Here is a 15,695-nt window from a genome sequence, read left to right as displayed (position 1 = left end):
CCCCGGCCCCGTGCGTGACCGCCCCGGAAGCGGCGGACGCCGTCGCCTGGCGCGGACCTCACCCGCCCGCTCCGTGCTCGGCCAGCGGGCCGATGCCCCAGCCGGCCGCACGGCAGCGCGCCACCAGGTAGGGGAGGGCCGCCAGCGTCACGTTCCAGGAGCCCGGGGCGCTGTTGCGGTCGCTGTCGTGCAGCAGGACGGTCGCGCCACCGGTGAGCCGCTTGCACAGGTCGCTCAGCACGCTGTCGGTGTCGGCGCGGGCCCGCCAGTCGCGGCCCCACGCCGTCCACAGCACAGGCCGCAGCCCGAGTCGCCGTGCGGCGCGCCAGCGGGTGGCGGTCAGCACGCCGAAGGGCGGCCGGTACCAGCGCGGTTCGGTGCCAGCGGTCTCCCGCAGCGCGAGGACGGCCCGCTCCAGATCCCTGCGCTCGGCGACGGGACGCGGCAGCCACGGCGGCTGGTGTTCCCAGCAGTGCACGGCCAGCTCGTGGCCCGCGGCGGCCATGGTCCGCACGAGAGCGGGGTGGCGGCGCACGGCGGCCCCCTGGAGGAAGAACGTCGCGCGGACGCCCAGGTGGTCGAGTTCGCGCAGGAAGTGCGGGGTCGAGCGGACGTCGGGGCCGTCGTCGAACGTCAGCGCGACATGCCGCGGGCTGCCCCGGCCGTCCAGCGCGGGGAAGAGGGCGGCGCGTACCGGCGGCAGCCAGGTCGCGGCGGGGACGATGTGCCAGGCGGCCACCGCCACGGGTGCGGCCGCAGCTGCCAGCAGGGCGCGGCCGCGCCTCACCACGTTCCCTCCAGGATCACCGCGTCCCCTTTCCGCTCACCACATCTCCTCCTGGCTCTCCTCGTCGCCGGACTCTCCCGCAACGGCGGGCGAGCGGGCGAGCTGGACGCTGCCCACGCTGATCAGCGCGAGGGCGACCAGTTCGGGTACCACCAGCCAGCCCAGCGTCAGCCGCTCGTCGAACAGGGTCGCGCCCAGCACGACGCTCAAGAACGCGTCGCCCAGCGTCAGCGCGGGCTGCGAGGCCACCAGCGTCCCGGCGTGCAGCGTCAGTTGCAGCAGCAGGAACCCGGCCACGCCCGCGACCACCACGCCGTAGGTCTGCCACGCCGTCAGCAGCCGTACGAGCCCGTCGTCGGCGAACCGCGAGATCGCGTCCTTCATCAGCGCGGCCGTCACCCCGAACAGCACGGCCGTCGCCGACCCCAGCACGGTCGCGCGCGGCGCCGACGGCAGCCGGAAGGCGACCAGGACCAGCGCCACCACCAGCGCCACCACCACAGGGGCCGCCAGCAGCCACCGGCCGTCGGGTACGGACGCCTTGCCGCCCGACGGCCACACCAGCGCCAGCAGCGCCGCCAGCCCCACGACCATCGCCACGAAAGCGCCCCACGCCCGGCGTCCCGGGCGCTGCCGGAAGATCAGGCTTCCCAGCATCAGAGTGAACAGCAGTTCGGTCGTCATCACCGGCTGCACCACGGCCAGCGGCCCGGTGGCCAGCGCGCCCGCCTGGCACACCCCGGACGCGACCAGCGTCACCGCACCCCACAGCCACACCGGGCGGCGCAGCAGGTGCGGCAGCCACGACAGCCGCCGCCCGGAAGGGCCTGGCCCCTCGACGGCCGCAGCCCGCCGCTGAAGCACCGAAGCGGCGGCGTTGCCCAGCGCCGCGAGCAGCGCCAGCACGAGGGAGACCGCCGTCCACCACACGCGCGCCCTACCCGAAGCGCTGGGCGAGCGAGCGGAACACGGCGGGCGCCGCGCCGTGCAACCAGGCGGGCATCGCCATCCAGGACGGTACGTACGCGTTGGGGCGTCCCGTGTGCAGCGCACGGCAGACGGCCCCGGCGACCCGCGTGGCGGGCACCGGCCTGGGGCGGTCGCGGTGGTAGGGCGTGCCGCGGCGCTGGAAGAACGGCGTCTCGACCGCCCCGGGGAGCACCATCGAGACCCGCACCCCGCTGGGTGCCAGCTCGTAGCGGAGGCTGTCGGCGAACGTGGTCAGAGCGGCCTTTGTCGCGGCGTACACCGCCTCGCCGCGCACCCCGACGCTGCCGGCCACGGAGCCGATGAGCACCACACGGCCGCAGCGCCGCTCCACCATCCCCGGCAGCACCAGCCGCACCAGGTGCAGCGTGGCGTTCAGGTTGACGGTCAGCAGCGCGTCGATGTCCTGCGCCGGCATCGCCGTGAACGGCCCGGCCCAGCCGAGACCCGCGCCCGCCACCAGCGCGTCCACCCGGCCGCTGTGGACCAGCGCCTCCTCGGCGAGCCGCCCGCGCGCCCGCGGGTCGGCGAGATCGGCCGGGAGCGGCACACCGCCCGTACGGGCGGCGACGTCCTCCAGGCGTTGTCCGTCCCGCCCGTTGAGCAGCAGCCGCCAGCCCCCGTCGGCGGCCAGCCGCTCGGCGACGGCCGTACCGATGCCGGAGGAGGCGCCGGTCACCAGGGCCACCGGACGGCCCCCGTCCCCGCCTCCGGTACGCGGACGCGGCCGTGCCTGTTCCGGGGGGTGCGCCTGCTCGGGCGCGTACGTGTGAGCGGCGGACGACGAGAGCGACGGCGAAGACGGCGTGGAGGGCGGCGACGAGGAGGGGCGTCGACGGGTCGTGCCGGGCGGTCGCGCGCTCAGGAGCCCAGGTGCCTGACGGCGGTCGGATCTGCCGAGCCTGTCGAACACGAGACGCCTCCGGTGAGCAGTACGGACCGCAACGGGGCCACCGACCTGGGCCGGGACACAGGCGGGCCCCGGATCCAGCATGCTGGCAACCGGTCCGCGCACCCGTCCGGAGCCGTGCCCCGGCCCCGCCGAACCACCTGTTCGGCTCTCCCGGCCCGAGCGCGTCGTGCGCCCAGGACCGCTGCGCGGCAGGTGGGCCGCGGCACCGACCGAGTGTCGGTACCGCGCCGCCCCGAAGCGAACAGCACACTGGTGGACGGGTGACCGCGCGCCCGTCCGCGGCGTGTGCGGGGCCACCCGCGGAACCTGGTGCGGCGTCCCGGGCCGTACCGCCCCCCGGTCACGCCCGACACGGCCTCCGACGACCTCTGGAGCCCCATGCCGCACCGCTTCCTGCTGCTGAGTGCCGGCATGGGCGCGGGGCACGACGCGGTCGCACACGAACTCGCGCACCGGCTGCGCGCCCGCGGCCACCACACCGCCGTCCGGGACATCCTCACGCTGCTGCCCGCGGGCACCGGGCGGGCGCTGCGCACCGGCTACCGCGCCACCGTCCGCCACCTGCCCGGCCTCTACGGCGCGGTGTACGCCGGCTTCCTGGCGACGGAACCTGCGACACCGGGCCCGCGCCCCAGCAGCGCACCGCTGGCGGCGCTCGCCGAACGCCCGCTGCTGCGGACCGTCGCCCAGTGGCGCCCCGACGTCGTCGTGCCGACCTTCCACCTGTCAGCCCAGGTGACCGGACGCCTGCGGGCCCGGGGGGCGCTGTCCGCGCCCGCCGCCGTCGTCGTGGTGGACTTCGCCGTCCACCGAGGCTGGCTGCACTCCGGCAACGACCTGCACCTGTGCGTCACCGAGGGCGCCGCCCGCCAGGTATGCGCCGCCACCGGACGCCGCGCCTACACGACAGGGCCCGTGGTGCCCGCGGACTTCTTCGCCCCCGCGGACCCGGACAGCCACTGGCGCGCCCAGCTCGCCCGGCATACCGCCGCATCGCCAGGACGGGGCGCGTCTCCCGCGGGGCGGCCCGCCGTGCTGCTCTCCACCGGGGCGTGGGGGGTCGGCACCCGGCTCCTGGAGACGGCGCGGCACCTGACGGACCACGGCTGCCTGCCCGTGCTGCTGTGCGGCAACGACGAGGGGCTGCGCCGCCGCGCCGCCGGCCTGCCGGGCGTGCTGCCACTCGGCTGGGTGACCGACCTGCCCGAGCTGATGGCCGTCGCCGACGTGCTGCTCGACAACGCCGCCGGGCAGACCGCCGCGCAGGCACTGGCCGCCGGGCTGCCCGTGGTCGGCCACCGGCCCCTGCCGGGGCACGCCGTGGCCGGCGTACGGGCCATGGCGCGGGCCGGGCTCTCGCGCCACGCGCACGGCGCGGGAGAACCCGCAAGGACGGTACGGGTGCTGGCGGCCCCGGGGCCCGTACGCTCCGGGCAGATCGCGGCCGCACGGGCCGCCTTCCGCAACGACGCCGCGCTGGAGCTGGAGCGGCTCGCGGCGTCGCCCGAGGCCCGCGGGCGCTGAGACCCGCGCCCGGCCGGGGAGCGGGCAGGACGGTCGGGAAACGGGCCGGCCGGTCGGGAAACGGGCCGGCCGGGGGACGGCTCAGGCGGCTGTCGACGGACTGTTCGTGATCTTGTCCCGAAGCCCCCTATCCGATTCCTTGATCAACTCTTACTGTGTCAGCTGTCCACCCGTCACTTTCCGAACAGACACGACCACTTCACGACCCCGAACGGTCATGGAAGAGCCATGTCCGGCTCCGGGTGCCGTGCACGCCCCGAACGGAGAACGCGACGACCGTGTCCCTTTCCGAGCCCCTCACCCTCGACCCCACCGGCAGCGATCACCGCGGTGAACACCGGACGTTGCGTGCGCGAGGCCCGGCGACCCGGGTCGACATCCTCGGCGTCACCGCCTGGTCCGTGTCCGAACCCGCGCTGCTCAAGAAGCTGCTGACAGGACCCGACGTCTCCAAGGACGGCCGTCAGCACTGGCCGCGGTTCGCCGAGACCGTGACCACGTGGCCGCTCGCCCTCTGGATAGCCGTCGAGAACATGTTCACCTCCTACGGCGGCGACCACCGCAGGCTCCGCCGCATGGTCGCGCCGTCCTTCAGCGCCCGACGGGTCGCAGCCCTCGGGGAACGCGTCGAGAGCATGGTCGACGAGCTGCTCGACGAGCTGGCCGCCACCCCCGACGGGCAGGCCGCCGATCTGCGCGAGACCCTGTGCTACCCGCTGCCGATCCGGGTGATCAGCGAGCTGATGGGGGTGCCGGAGGCACGTCGCGAGGGCTTCCGCGAGCTGGTCGACAGCGTCTTCTCCACGACGCTCGGGCCGAAGGAGGCCGCTGCCAACACCGTCAAGCTCTACGAGGCGCTGGACGCGCTCATCGTCGAGAAGCGGGAACACCACGGCGACGACATGACCTCCCTCCTGATCGCCGCACGGGACGAGGAGGGGGACGGCTCCGCACTGTCGGAGACCGAACTGCGCGACACGCTGCTGCTGATGATCAGCGCGGGCTACGAGACCACCGTCAACCTTCTCGACCAGGCCATCACCGCGCTGCTGACCCACCCCGAGCAGCTGGCGCACGTCCGCGAGGGGCGCGCGACCTGGACCGACGTGGTGGAGGAGACCCTCCGCTACGAGCCCGCCGTCAAGCACCTGCCGCTGCGGTTCGCCGTGCGCGACATACCACTGCCCGACGGACAGGTGATCAACAAGGGCGACGCGGTCCTGCCCTCCTACGCGGCCGCCAACCGCCACCCCGACTGGCACGGGGAGAGCGCCGACTCCTTCGAGCTGACCCGCTCCGCGCCAGGACCCGAACACCTCGCCTTCGGATACGGCACCCACTTCTGTCTGGGCGCACCGCTCGCCCGGCTGGAGGGAACGACGGCGCTGGAGAAGTTCTTCGCCCGCTTCCCCGACGCCGAACTGGGCGTCCCCGTCACGGAACTGCGGCCGGTGCCGTCCCTGATCACCAACGGGCACCAGACCCTGCCGGTGGTGCTGCGCCCCGCCGGGTGACGCCCTGCGCTCCGGCGGCAGCGGCCGGCGCGTGCCGCCGCAGGGCGGTGGGCGCCGGCCGCGGGTCACCGCTCCTGACCGGAACCCGGCTCGGCCATCCCGCGGTGCGCCTGTGCCTTCGCGCTGTCCGGCAGCGCGGTGCCGACCGGGCCGTGGCGGCTCAGGTATGGATGGCCAGCTTGAACTGCGCGTGGACGAGGTGGCGCGGGCGGCCGTCGTCGTGTGCCACACGAAGCGCCAACGGCACGTGTGGATGGACGAACAACTCGTGATGCTTGGTGAAGCACTGCATGCCGGGGGAGGGGCGCCGGTGGTCCGTCGCCGTCGTGTTCACCGGATCGTCCGTGAGGCCGAGCGGATCGCGGACCATCTGGTCGCGCAGTTCGCTGTAGTCACCGGCCTCCCACTGGATCATCGCCGTCAGCGCGCCCCAGCCGCCGACCGAAGGCCAGATCAGCCCCGAGCGGTCGTCGGCACGCCAGTCCGTGACCTCCTCACCGTCCGGCTGCCGCACCTGGTGCATGCCCTCGGCGTCGTAGGACTCACCGCCCCCGAACGGAAACCGCACCACGTGGTACTCGCCGTCGGCGGCGAATCTCTGACGCTCGTTCAGTATCAAAGAGCAGACGGGTATCGGCATCGGCTCGCTCCTTCCTCGACGTCACCGGTCCGCCGCCGGAAGACGGCGGGCTCCTGCCGTGCGGAGACCAGGATGCGCCGCCGGTAGCACCTCTGGCGATGGTTCCGACACCCCTCGCTCCCCGCGGAGCGCGCTCCCGACGCGACCGCTCAGGTGCGCCCCTCCCGCTCCTGGGCGTTGTCCAGGACGTCCTCGCCGGGCATCCAGTCGGCGCGCAGCACGGCGAACCCCGCGCGCTCGTACGCGGCGCACACCTGCGCGTCGTCGTCGACCACGAACGCGACGGTGTGCTCCCTGGCCAGCCGCCGCAGCAACTCGACCTTGGTGACGCGCGCGGGGCGGCGGTCGGCCGCCCCGCGCATCAGCAGCGGCCCCGGCGGCAGGGGTTGCGCGTCCAGCCACGCCACCGTGTCGGCGCGGCAGCGCTCGGGCCGCCCGGTGACGTACGCCAGCCGGTGGTGCCCGGCCGCTTCGCTCGCCAGGGCGACCCCGCCGGCCAGCGGAGGGTCGTCGACGGCCGCGGCGAAGAAGGCGTCCCAGTCCCGTGGCCGCCTCCGCAGGTGGGGCAGCCGGTGCCGGACATCGGCCAACGTCCCGTCCAGGTCGAACACCGCCAAGCCCGCGTGCACCGTCACTCTCCTTCCGCGGCAGCCACGCACGACCGCCGGTGGTCGTCCGCCGGCTGCTTGACCTGACGGGAAGGGCCGGCTGCTTGTCCTGTCGGGAAGGACGGTAGCGCCGCCACGGGCACGGGGACGAGCCGGGCGGTGAGGGCGGTGCCGTGCGGCTGCGGGAGGGCGGGCCACGGGCGCCCGGAGGGTGGGCGTCCCGCGCGTCAGGTTGACACGCAACCAAAAGGTTGCCAATCTGCGGGTGAGGGGGTCGGATGGCATGGACGAGGTGTTCAGGGCACTCGCGAACGCGAGCCGAAGGCGGCTGCTTGACCGGCTCAACGAGCGGGCCGGGCAGAGCCTGCTCGAACTGTGCGCGGGACTGGGGATGACCCGGCAAGCGGTCTCCAAGCACCTGGCGGTGCTGGAGGGCGCAGGTCTGGTCACGGCCGTCCGGCGCGGCCGGGAGAGGCTGCACTACCTCAATCCCGTGCCCATCCACGAGCTGGCCGACCGCTGGATCGGCCAGTACGAGCGGGGCCGGATGGCCGCGCTCGGCAACCTGAAACAGGCCCTGGAAGGAACGGCGATGAGCAAGCCCGAGTTCGTCTACACCCTCTACATCCACACCACGCCCGAGAAGCTCTGGGAGGGGCTCACCAGCCCGGAGTTCCTGAAGCAGTACCACGGGGGCTGGGCGCCCTCCTCCGACTGGAAGGTCGGCTCGAAGGTGCTGTGGCCAATCGAGGACGGCGGCGAGCCGCAGGATCTCGGCCAGGTCGTCACCGAGGCGGAGCCCGGCAAGCGGCTCGCCTACACCTGGCACACGCTGCAGCCGATGCACCAGGAGATGTTCGGCATGAGCGACGCCGAGTTCGCCGAGGCGGTCAAGGAGCGCTCGAAGGTCTCCTTCGACATCGAGCCGGCCGAGGAGCCCGGGATGGGCGTGAAGCTGACCATCACCCACGACGGCTTCACCTCGGCCGACTCCATGATGCTCAAGGGCGTCAGCGGCGGCTGGACCATGATGATGTCGGAGCTGAAGACGCTCCTGGAGAAAGCCTGATCCGCCACCGGCCCGGCACGAGGCCCACGCGGACGGCCGCGTGCCGCGGCGGCGTTGAGGTGCCGGCAGACCAGCGGGGGACGGTCACCGCAGTCGCTCCTCCTTCGGCGCGGGCGGCCACTCGCCGGCCTCCCCGGCGTGCCGGCAGCTCTCCACAGTTGCCCGAACAGCCCCGGAGCGGCGATGAGTTCGGCGAAGGTGCCGTGTCCTCAGCAGCATCCGCTCGGCCTGGCGGGACATCCGCGGACCCAGGCGCGAGGAGAGCCACCCCACGGCGATGCCCAGCGGGGGCCGTCCGGCAGGCCAGCAGGCCGACGGCGGCCCACCGGCCCACCTGCCAGGCCGGCGCGAGCGACCGCCGCACCAGAGGGGGCGGCCGCCGCGCCATGCCGACCCTACGGATCGACCGTCCGGCCGCCTCACACCGTTGCCCCGCCCAGCTCCGCCCCCGCTGCTCCGCCCCGCCGCCCCGTCTGCGCGCGTGCCTGCGGGGCGGCGCTGACGGGGTGCGGGCTTCCGGGATGCGCAGTCGGCTCGCGTGCTGCCGGCTGGCGTGCTGCCGGCCCGCGCGGCGCTGTCGGCCCGCGTGCGGTCGAGCTCACGCGCCGGAGACGGTCAGCTCTCTTTCCTCGGCGGCAGCGGCAGCGGCGGCCCGTGCGGCGAACGGGCACTGCCAGTCCTCCGGCTTCGGACGGCCCGAGTAGCGGCGCGCCTCCGAGAGCTCCTCGTACTCGTACAGGTTCGGGTTGATGTCGCCCTGCAGCTTGATGTCCTGCTTGCGTATCTTCTCCGCGAGCCGGTCCCACATGCCGGCGCCCTTGATCTGCCCGAACTGCTCGTGGGAGTTGAAGGCCAGCATCGGGAAGGGAGGCCGCCTGCCCCACCGGCGGTGCGTCTCGTGCAGGCCGATGACGAAGAAGGGGTGGCCGGCCACGCTGAAGGCGAACTCCGAGGACTGCGGGTCGGGGGAGTAGCCCTCAGCCCAGCGATGGGACTCCGCGTCGTGCTCGTGCAGCCATTGCAGCTGCTGCCACAGAAGCTCCTCGAACCGTAGCTCGTCCACCCCGCGCGGCTGCTCGAACGTCGCGATGAAACTGGTGAACGTGCGGGCGCTCCAGTCCGCCGACGCCACGAACTCCTCCAGGTCCAGCGCCAGCAGCCGGGCGGATTCCGGGCCTCCCAGCGTCTCGTAGTGCCGGTGCGTGATGCCGCCCCGGCGCCAGGCGGAGCGCCCGGCCAGGCAGGAGAACCGGTCTCCCAGGATGAACTCCTCGACCTCGCGACGTGCGTCCGCCGTCACGGCCAGCCTTGCTTCCAACTACGTGCCTCCTCCTCGAGGGGAGATCATCTCCTTCGTGTACGCGTCAGCGCCCACCCCTTTTGCGCGCGTAGGCGCGCGTTCACGCGCGTCCGGGCAGGACCGGGCGCGCCGTGGGAACGGGGGAGGTCGCTCGGTGATTGTGACGGTCGGCTGCCGATCAACGAAATCCGGGGTCGCCTATTGTCGTCCTGTGGGCTGATCCGATGGCCTCACCTGCGGTTACCTCGTTCCGGTGGCCGTGAGGTGGGGCCTGGCGTGTTGCTGCTCGCGGTGGCTTAGCTGGTCCGTGTGCGCAGGTCTTGGGGATCATCACAGTCGGGCACGGGTGCGGTCTCGCTCGTGCGGGAGAACGCGGTCACGCCGGACGGCGCGGCCATGCCGGACGGCGCGGCCGCGCCGGAACGCGCCGTCACGCCGAACGGCCCTGTCACGCCGGGGAATCCGGGGCCGGCGAGCGGTGCGGTGGAGCACGTGGCGCCGTCGGTGCCGGAAGCGGCGTCGGTGCCGGGGGACGACGTCTTCGCCTGGTCGCGGGAGCTGGTCACTCCCGCACTGCGGGCGGCGCTGGAAGGGATGCCGTCGCCCGAGCGGGAAGCGGTCGCCTTTCACCGGGGGTGGAGCGCTCCCGGACCGCGCACCGTGCGCGAGTACGACCGGGTGGGCGGCCCAACAGGCGCCGCCGTCGGCCCTGGCAGCACGGTCGGCAGTACCAGCACCAGCGGCACCAGCGGTCATGGCGGCATCGGCGGAGGGAAAGCGCTGCGGCCTGCTCTGACGTTCCTGTCCGCGATGGCGGTGGGTGCGGCGCCCGGCGCTGTGGTGCCGGGTGCGGTCGCGGTCGAGATGGTGCACGACTTCTCCCTCGTCCACGACGACGTGATCGACGCCGACCCGCTGCGCCGGCACCGCCCCGCGGTGTGGAAGAAGTTCGGCACGCCCGCGGCCGTGCTGGTCGGTGACGCGCTGCTCGCCCGCGCGGTCGCCCTCCTGGCGGCCGAGGGCGGCCCGGCCGGTGAGCGGGCCGAGTGCGGCCACCGTGATGGCCATCTCCGTCAGCGCCCGCGTGGCCGGGTGGGAGAGTTCGGCGGCGGGCACCTCGGCGCCCGTCGCCAGCTCCAGCAGGGCGAAGGTCGGCTCGCCGCCGGAGGAGAGCAGCCGCATCGCCATGAACTCGTCCAGCTCCGGCATGTGTTCGGCGGCCGCGTTGCCGATCTGCCAGCACACGCCCGACAGCCAGGCGCGGTGCGCGGCAGCGAAGCGCTGTACGAGCGCCGGCTGCCCGAAGGAGCGGAACATGGCGGCGATGTCCTGCAGGGGGCCGATGAACCTGTCGCGGTCGGGCCGCGCGGAGGGGGCCTCCAGGCTCCGTTGCACCGCGCCCGCGAGTGCGTTGAAGGCGGCCGGACGGGTGCTCAGCGGGCCGGTGTCGCACCGTGCGTCGTCGAACGCGAAGCCCCAGTACACCCACAGGGCGGTGGCCAGGAGCCGGTCGTCGTCGGCCACCGGCGCGAACCGTGCGTAGAAGTCGACGCTGTGCGAGGCGATGACCCAGTTCTCCTCCTCCGGCGTCGCGCACATTCCGCTGTTCCTGATCCATTCCACCGCCCGGGTCTCGACCCGGTCGGCCCGGCGGTGGCGGGCCGACTCCAAGGGACACCAGATGGGCGGCAGTTCAACGCTGGTCGAGGACACCGGCACCTCGCTTCATGGAAGCTGACGAAACTGACAGCTTCAAGCTAAGCGGGTCACATGCCGTGGATGCGCTGATTACCGACCAAACCCTCCTTGGGGTGACAGGTCCCGTCCTCAGGGGTCCGGCGTCCTGAGGGCGGGTACGGCGACGGGCCTGCGGTCATCCGCCGCGACCGCGCCTGCCCCTCCTCGTCGACGACGGCCGATCCACCGTTCAGACGGCGGACCAGCCGTCGTCGACGGGCAGCACCGCGCCGTTGACGAAGCTCGCCGCGTCGGAGGCGAGGTGGACGAGGGCGGCGGCCTGTTCCTCGGCCGTGCCCAGCCGGCCGATGGTGGCGCCGATCAGCTTGCCGACGAGCGCAGGACCGTGCGCCCCGGCGGCGGCGTCGACCTGGATGCCGGTGGCGGTGGGGCCCGGCGCGATGGCGTTGGCGCGGATGCCCTGACCGCGGTACATGACGGCGAGGTTCTTCACGAGCCCCACCACGCCGTGCTTGGAGGCGGTGTAGGCGGCTCCGGCCGCGCCGCCGCGCAGGCCCGCCTCGGAGGCGGTGAACAGGACGGAGCCGCGCCCCGCGGCGAGCATGTGGGGCAGGGCGGCCCGGGTCAGCAGGAACGGCGCGGTCAGGTTGACGCGCAGCACGCGCTCCCACTCCGTGTCGTCGGTCTCGCCCAGCGCGGACATCCGGTCCATGATCCCGGCGTTGTTGACCAGAACGTCGAGACCGCCGTACCGGGTCACGGTCTGCTCGACGAGTGCGTCCACCACCTGCTGGTCGCTCAGGTCACCGACGACCGTCAGCGCCTCTCCGCCGGCCTGTTGTATCTCCTGCGCGGTATGTCCGGCGCCGGCCGCGTCGAGGTCCGCGAGGGCCACTTTCGCCCCCTCGTGGGCGAACTGCAGTGCCGCCGCCCGCCCGATGCCGGACGCGGCGCCGGTGACGACGACGCTGCGGCCGGCCAGTCCTGTGGTGGTCATGAAGTCTCCTGATCGGTTCCGTGGGGGCGGTGCCGCGTCCTGGACGACCGCTGTGCGGAGGGCCGATCCTCCGCGGGGCCAGGGGGGCGCGGGGTGAGGCGGATGACGGTTCCCTCGCCGTCGGCGGACAGCAGGAGGGTGCCGTCGGGCGCGGCGGTGAGGCCCGCGAAGGGGCGCGGCAGGCCCGGCATACCGTGCGTGAACAGGGCCGGATCGGGGCGCGGTCCGGCACCCGGCGGCAGGCCGACCGGCAGGTCCTCGGCCTCGGTGCGCGCCTCGTCACCAAAGACGAGGGAGACCGAACGCAGCCTCCGTGTTCCGGTCTCCACCCAGAACAGCTCTTCGCCCCGGGCCGTCAGCCCTTGCGGTGCGTCGAGCCCCTCGATGACCACCTCGACGCCTGGTCCGGTCTCCTGCTGGGCGATCCGCAGGACCGCGCCGCGCAGCTCGTCGGTGACGTAGCAGCGCCCTTCCGCGTCGTGGGTCACGTCCACGGGCCGGTCGAACCCTTCGGCCAGCACGTCGATCGTGTCGGCACCGTCGATGGAGAGCACCCGCCCCGCGCCGCTCTCCGCGACGACGAGGCCGCCGTCCGGGCCGACGGTGATGCCTGTCGGCCGGTCCAGGCCGCGCGCTCGCACCCGGGTGGTCCCGCGTTCGGGGTCGTGGGTGCGCACCTCACCGTACTGGGAGGTGAGGTGGAGCAGTTGCCCGTCGGAGACGAGTCCGTGGGCGAACGTCAGCAGGGCGCGGGTGGCCGCGCCGGACGGTGCCGCGTCGGAGGGGACGTCGCGGCCGGGCACCTCTCGGGCGGCGTCGGGGCGCCCGGGTTCGGCCAGCCGGTAGTGGTCGGCCGCGTACACCGTGCCCTTGAGATCGACGGTCACCCCGTAGGGGCCGTCGAGTCCCCGGGGCACCAGGGTGCGGGTGCGGCCGTCGGGGAGGAGTTCGGTGATGCCGCCGCTGGCGAAGCTGGAGACGTACATCCGGTTCTCCGTGTCGAACGCGGCGTTGTCCAGTCCCGTGATCCCGCTGGTGACGAGCGAGCGACTGCCGGTGCCGTGCAGGTCGATCCTGGTGACGAGCCCGGCCTCGCCCCGGGAGAGCACGTGCATGACGCCGCCGAGGTCGAAGCGGACGGCGACCGGCTCGTGCACGCCCTCGGCGACCAGTTGCGGCTCGCCGCCGTCCGGTGCGATGCGCCATACCTGCCCGGTCACCATGTGCGGGTAGTACAGGTGTCCGTCGGGCCCCTGCTGCATGGCGTTGCCCAGCGCCAGTCCGCCGGTGAGCACGACCGGGTCGCCGCCGTCGGGGAACAGCTCCCACAGGCGGCCGCCCGGGCGCATCTCGTTGACGAAGAGCCGGTCGCCGACGCAGGTGATGCCGTTGGGCACCTTCACCTGGTCGCTGACGAGGCTGTACGCACCGCCGGGGCTGCGCCGCCACACCCTGCCGGGTACCAGGTCCGCGATGTACATGGAGCCGTCCGCGCCGAAGGCCAGGTCGTCGGGGGAGTGGACCGGTCCTCCCATCGGCACCACGGCCTCGACCTCGCCGCTCGCCAGATCGACGGCGCTGATCTGCCCGGCCAGGAACTGGGCGACGTGGAGCCGGCCGTCCGGACCGAACGCGACACCGTTGGAGCCCCACAGCGGGTTGGGGGAACCCAGCCTCGTGGCCGACCACAGGCCGCTCGCCGCCGGCCCGTGCCCCCTCTCGCCGTAGCGGCTCGGCACCGCGCCGGTCGCGGCCGCCTCGGCCGCGTGTCCGTTGTGCCTCACGCCGGACCTCCCAGCACCTCGTCCATGCCGCCGCCCGCGCGCCACTGGCGCAGCAGGGCGTGGAAGGCCACGGGTCCGTCCCCGAACGACTGGCTCCGCGCTCTGGGCATCCCCTCGTTGTTGTAGTAGCCGGGCGTGCACTCGGCCTGGAACGCGTACAGGTCGGCTGCCTTCTCCCTGATGGTGGCGACCCACGCCGCCTCGGCCTCGGGGGTGGGCTCCACGCAGCGGGTGCCCCGCTTGCGCGCCTCGGCGACGACCTCGGCCACGTGGCGGGCCTGCTCGTCGAGTACGTGCGTGAAGTTGACGGCGCTGGCGTTTTGCAGCGGCCCGAGCTGGAAGAGGTTCGGGAAGCCGTGGCTGTAGAAGCCGTGCAGGGTGCGGGGGCCGTCGCGCCACGCGTCGGTGAGGGCGATCCCGTCCCGCCCGCGGACGGCGAGGCGCCCGGAGAGGATGCCGGAGACGCCGACGTCGAACCCCGTGGCGAAGATGAGGCAGTCGACCTCGTAGGCGCGCTCGCCCACGACCACGGCGTTGTCGGTGACGCGTTCGACGCCGTGGGTGTCGGCCGTGTCGACGAGGGTCACGTTCGGCCGGTTGAAGGCCTGGAGGTAGGCGTCGCTGAACGTGGGCCGCTTGCACATGTAGCGGTACCACGGTTTGAGGACCTCGGCCGTCGCCGGATCCTCCACCAGGTCCGACACCCGGTCGCGGATCTCGTTCATCTTCTCGAAGTCGGCGAGTTCGTAGGCCCACTCCCGCACCTGCGGGGGCACCCCGCGGTGGTCGCGGGAGGGGATGAGCTTCTGCTGGAGGCGCGCGGTGTGGGTCCAGCCGTCGTCGACCAGGTCCTCTCCCGCCTGGCCTCCGGTGACGAGCGTGAGGAAGTTGTCCCTGCGGCGGTGCTGCCAGCCCGGCGTCAGCGCGGCGGCCCAGGCGGGGTCGGTGGGCCGGTTGTCGCGGACGTCGACCGAGGAGGGGGTGCGCTGGAAGACGTACACCTGCCCGGCGTCGGCGCCCAGGTGCGGCACGCACTGGATGGCGGTCGCCCCGGTCCCGATGACGCCGACGCGTTTGCCGGCCAGCCGGTGCAGGTTCCCGTCCGCGTCGCCGCCGGTGTACGCGTAGTCCCAGCGGCTGGTGTGGAAGGTGTGCCCCTGGAACGTCTCGATGCCGGGGATGCCGGGGAGCTTGGCCTCGCTGAGCGTGCCGCTGGCCGTCACCACGTACCGGGCGCGTATCCGGTCGCCGCGGTCGGTGACGACCAGCCACTCGGCCTCGGCCTCGTCCCAGCGCAGCTCGGTGACCTGGGTGCGGAAACAGGCGTCCCGGTAGAGGTCGAAGGTCCGGGCGATGGCACGGGCGTGCTGCCGTATCTCCTCGCCCGGCGCGTACTTCCACCGGGGGACGTAGCCGACCTCCTCCAGCAGCGGAAGGTAGATGTAGGACTCGATGTCGCAGTGGATGCCGGGGTAACGGTTCCAGTACCACGTACCGCCGAAGTCCGAGCCCTTCTCGACGACCCGGATCGATTCGAGACCGGCCTGGCGCAGCCGGGCCCCCGCCAGCAGCCCCCCGAACCCGCCGCCGACGACCAGCGCCTCCACCCGGTCGTGCAGCGCCTCGCGCAAGGACGCGCCGTCCGCGTACGGGTCGTCGGCGTAGAAGCCGAACTCGCCCTCGGCGCGCCGGTACTGGCCGCGCCCCTCGGGCCGTATCCGACGGTCGCGCTCGGCGCGGTAGCGGGCCCGCACCTCCTCGATGTCGAAGCCGAGTTCGTCCGGCTCGGGCCAGGTCCCGGAAAGGGGACCGGTCTCTTCCGGGTCCGTGACGTCAGGTGATCCCGAACCGTGGGGGGTGGGCATGGGTGTGCT

At 73.5% G+C, this 15,695-nt stretch carries 12 protein-coding genes and 2 pseudogenes; 4 read left to right on the top strand and 10 right to left on the bottom strand.

Translation table 11 applies throughout. The features are described from left to right. Positions 1 to 58: 58 nt before the first annotated feature. Genes DTL70_RS15155 through DTL70_RS15145 form a run of 3 tightly spaced genes read right to left on the bottom strand, consistent with a single transcriptional unit; the run spans position 59 to position 2,462 of the window. Positions 59 to 787 (bottom strand): polysaccharide deacetylase family protein, encoded by a 729-nt coding sequence (locus tag DTL70_RS15155; protein ID WP_114022437.1) that lies wholly within the window; start codon positions 785 to 787, stop codon positions 59 to 61. Between the two features lie 36 nt (positions 788 to 823). Next, entirely contained in the window at positions 824 to 1,717 is an 894-nt protein-coding gene (locus tag DTL70_RS15150; RefSeq protein WP_114022436.1) for a DMT family transporter, read from the bottom strand. A gap of 7 nt (positions 1,718 to 1,724) precedes the next feature. Beyond that, positions 1,725 to 2,462, bottom strand: a complete 738-nt coding sequence (locus DTL70_RS15145; protein ID WP_114022435.1) for an SDR family NAD(P)-dependent oxidoreductase — start codon at positions 2,460 to 2,462, stop codon at positions 1,725 to 1,727. A gap of 603 nt (positions 2,463 to 3,065) precedes the next feature. Here DTL70_RS15145 and DTL70_RS15140 point away from each other — a divergent pair. Together DTL70_RS15140 and DTL70_RS15135 are read left to right on the top strand one after the other, a co-directional pair. After that, a complete protein-coding gene (locus tag DTL70_RS15140) occupies positions 3,066 to 4,211 on the top strand; it encodes an MGDG synthase family glycosyltransferase (protein ID WP_114022587.1) in 1,146 nt (381 codons plus the stop codon). Between the two features lie 278 nt (positions 4,212 to 4,489). Further along, positions 4,490 to 5,725, top strand: a complete 1,236-nt coding sequence (locus DTL70_RS15135) for a cytochrome P450 family protein (RefSeq protein WP_114022434.1) — start codon at positions 4,490 to 4,492, stop codon at positions 5,723 to 5,725. A gap of 160 nt (positions 5,726 to 5,885) precedes the next feature. On the opposite strand, the gene DTL70_RS15130 is transcribed toward DTL70_RS15135, so the two are convergent. Both DTL70_RS15130 and DTL70_RS15125 read right to left on the bottom strand, forming a co-directional pair. Beyond that, the gene (locus DTL70_RS15130; RefSeq protein ID WP_114022433.1) at positions 5,886 to 6,365 is read right to left on the bottom strand and encodes a hypothetical protein; all 480 of its coding nucleotides are present in this window, start codon (positions 6,363 to 6,365) and stop codon (positions 5,886 to 5,888) included. Positions 6,366 to 6,514: 149 nt separating this feature from the next. Next, complete coding sequence (locus DTL70_RS15125) at positions 6,515 to 7,000, bottom strand: phosphatase domain-containing protein (protein WP_245979383.1); 486 nt, start codon at positions 6,998 to 7,000, stop codon at positions 6,515 to 6,517. A gap of 256 nt (positions 7,001 to 7,256) precedes the next feature. Between DTL70_RS15125 and DTL70_RS15120 the strand changes: the two genes are divergently transcribed. Continuing rightward, the gene (locus tag DTL70_RS15120) at positions 7,257 to 8,042 is read left to right on the top strand and encodes an ArsR/SmtB family transcription factor (RefSeq protein ID WP_114022432.1); all 786 of its coding nucleotides are present in this window, start codon (positions 7,257 to 7,259) and stop codon (positions 8,040 to 8,042) included. A 598-nt stretch (positions 8,043 to 8,640) separates the two neighbouring features. Here the strand turns inward: DTL70_RS15120 and gntA are convergent. Continuing rightward, on the bottom strand, positions 8,641 to 9,360 hold the full coding sequence (gene gntA / locus DTL70_RS15110) for a guanitoxin biosynthesis heme-dependent pre-guanitoxin N-hydroxylase GntA (RefSeq protein ID WP_220183619.1): 720 nt from the start codon (positions 9,358 to 9,360) through the stop codon (positions 8,641 to 8,643). Positions 9,361 to 9,738: 378 nt separating this feature from the next. Between gntA and DTL70_RS34960 the strand changes: the two are divergent. After that, positions 9,739 to 10,299: pseudogene (locus DTL70_RS34960) on the top strand (polyprenyl synthetase family protein); the annotation flags it as partial. A 99-nt stretch (positions 10,300 to 10,398) separates the two neighbouring features. Here the strand turns inward: DTL70_RS34960 and DTL70_RS34280 are convergent. From DTL70_RS34280 to DTL70_RS15085, 4 genes and pseudogenes are all read right to left on the bottom strand, one after another. Further along, a pseudogene (locus DTL70_RS34280) lies at positions 10,399 to 10,941 on the bottom strand (terpene synthase family protein); the annotation flags it as partial. A 328-nt stretch (positions 10,942 to 11,269) separates the two neighbouring features. Beyond that, positions 11,270 to 12,037 (bottom strand): SDR family NAD(P)-dependent oxidoreductase, encoded by a 768-nt coding sequence (locus DTL70_RS15095; protein WP_114022429.1) that lies wholly within the window; start codon positions 12,035 to 12,037, stop codon positions 11,270 to 11,272. Then, positions 12,034 to 13,821 (bottom strand): hypothetical protein, encoded by a 1,788-nt coding sequence (locus tag DTL70_RS15090; RefSeq protein WP_425470368.1) that lies wholly within the window; start codon positions 13,819 to 13,821, stop codon positions 12,034 to 12,036. Before DTL70_RS15090 ends, DTL70_RS15095 begins: the two co-directional genes overlap by 4 nt. After that, complete coding sequence (locus DTL70_RS15085) at positions 13,818 to 15,686, bottom strand: flavin-containing monooxygenase (RefSeq protein WP_114022428.1); 1,869 nt, start codon at positions 15,684 to 15,686, stop codon at positions 13,818 to 13,820. The genes DTL70_RS15090 and DTL70_RS15085 overlap by 4 nt, the downstream gene beginning before the upstream one ends. Positions 15,687 to 15,695 lie beyond the last annotated feature (9 nt).

The organism is Streptomyces diacarni (genome assembly GCF_003323715.1).
In the GTDB taxonomy this organism is placed as follows: Bacteria; Actinomycetota; Actinomycetes; order Streptomycetales; family Streptomycetaceae; genus Streptomyces; species Streptomyces diacarni.
The sequence above is the reverse complement of the archived record's forward strand: the minus strand, read 5'-3'. Positions and strand labels throughout refer to the sequence as shown.

Excerpts from the sequence above, each read along its gene's own strand:
- DTL70_RS15130 (WP_114022433.1), bottom strand. The coding sequence starts at position 6,365 with ATGCCGATACCCGTCTGCTCTTTGATACTGAACGAGCGTCAGAGATTC.
- DTL70_RS15140 (WP_114022587.1), top strand. The coding sequence starts at position 3,066 with ATGCCGCACCGCTTCCTGCTGCTGAGTGCCGGCATGGGCGCGGGGCAC.
- DTL70_RS15085 (WP_114022428.1), bottom strand. The coding sequence starts at position 15,686 with ATGCCCACCCCCCACGGTTCGGGATCACCTGACGTCACGGACCCGGAA.
- DTL70_RS15120 (WP_114022432.1), top strand. The coding sequence starts at position 7,257 with ATGGACGAGGTGTTCAGGGCACTCGCGAACGCGAGCCGAAGGCGGCTG.
- DTL70_RS15095 (WP_114022429.1), bottom strand. The coding sequence starts at position 12,037 with ATGACCACCACAGGACTGGCCGGCCGCAGCGTCGTCGTCACCGGCGCC.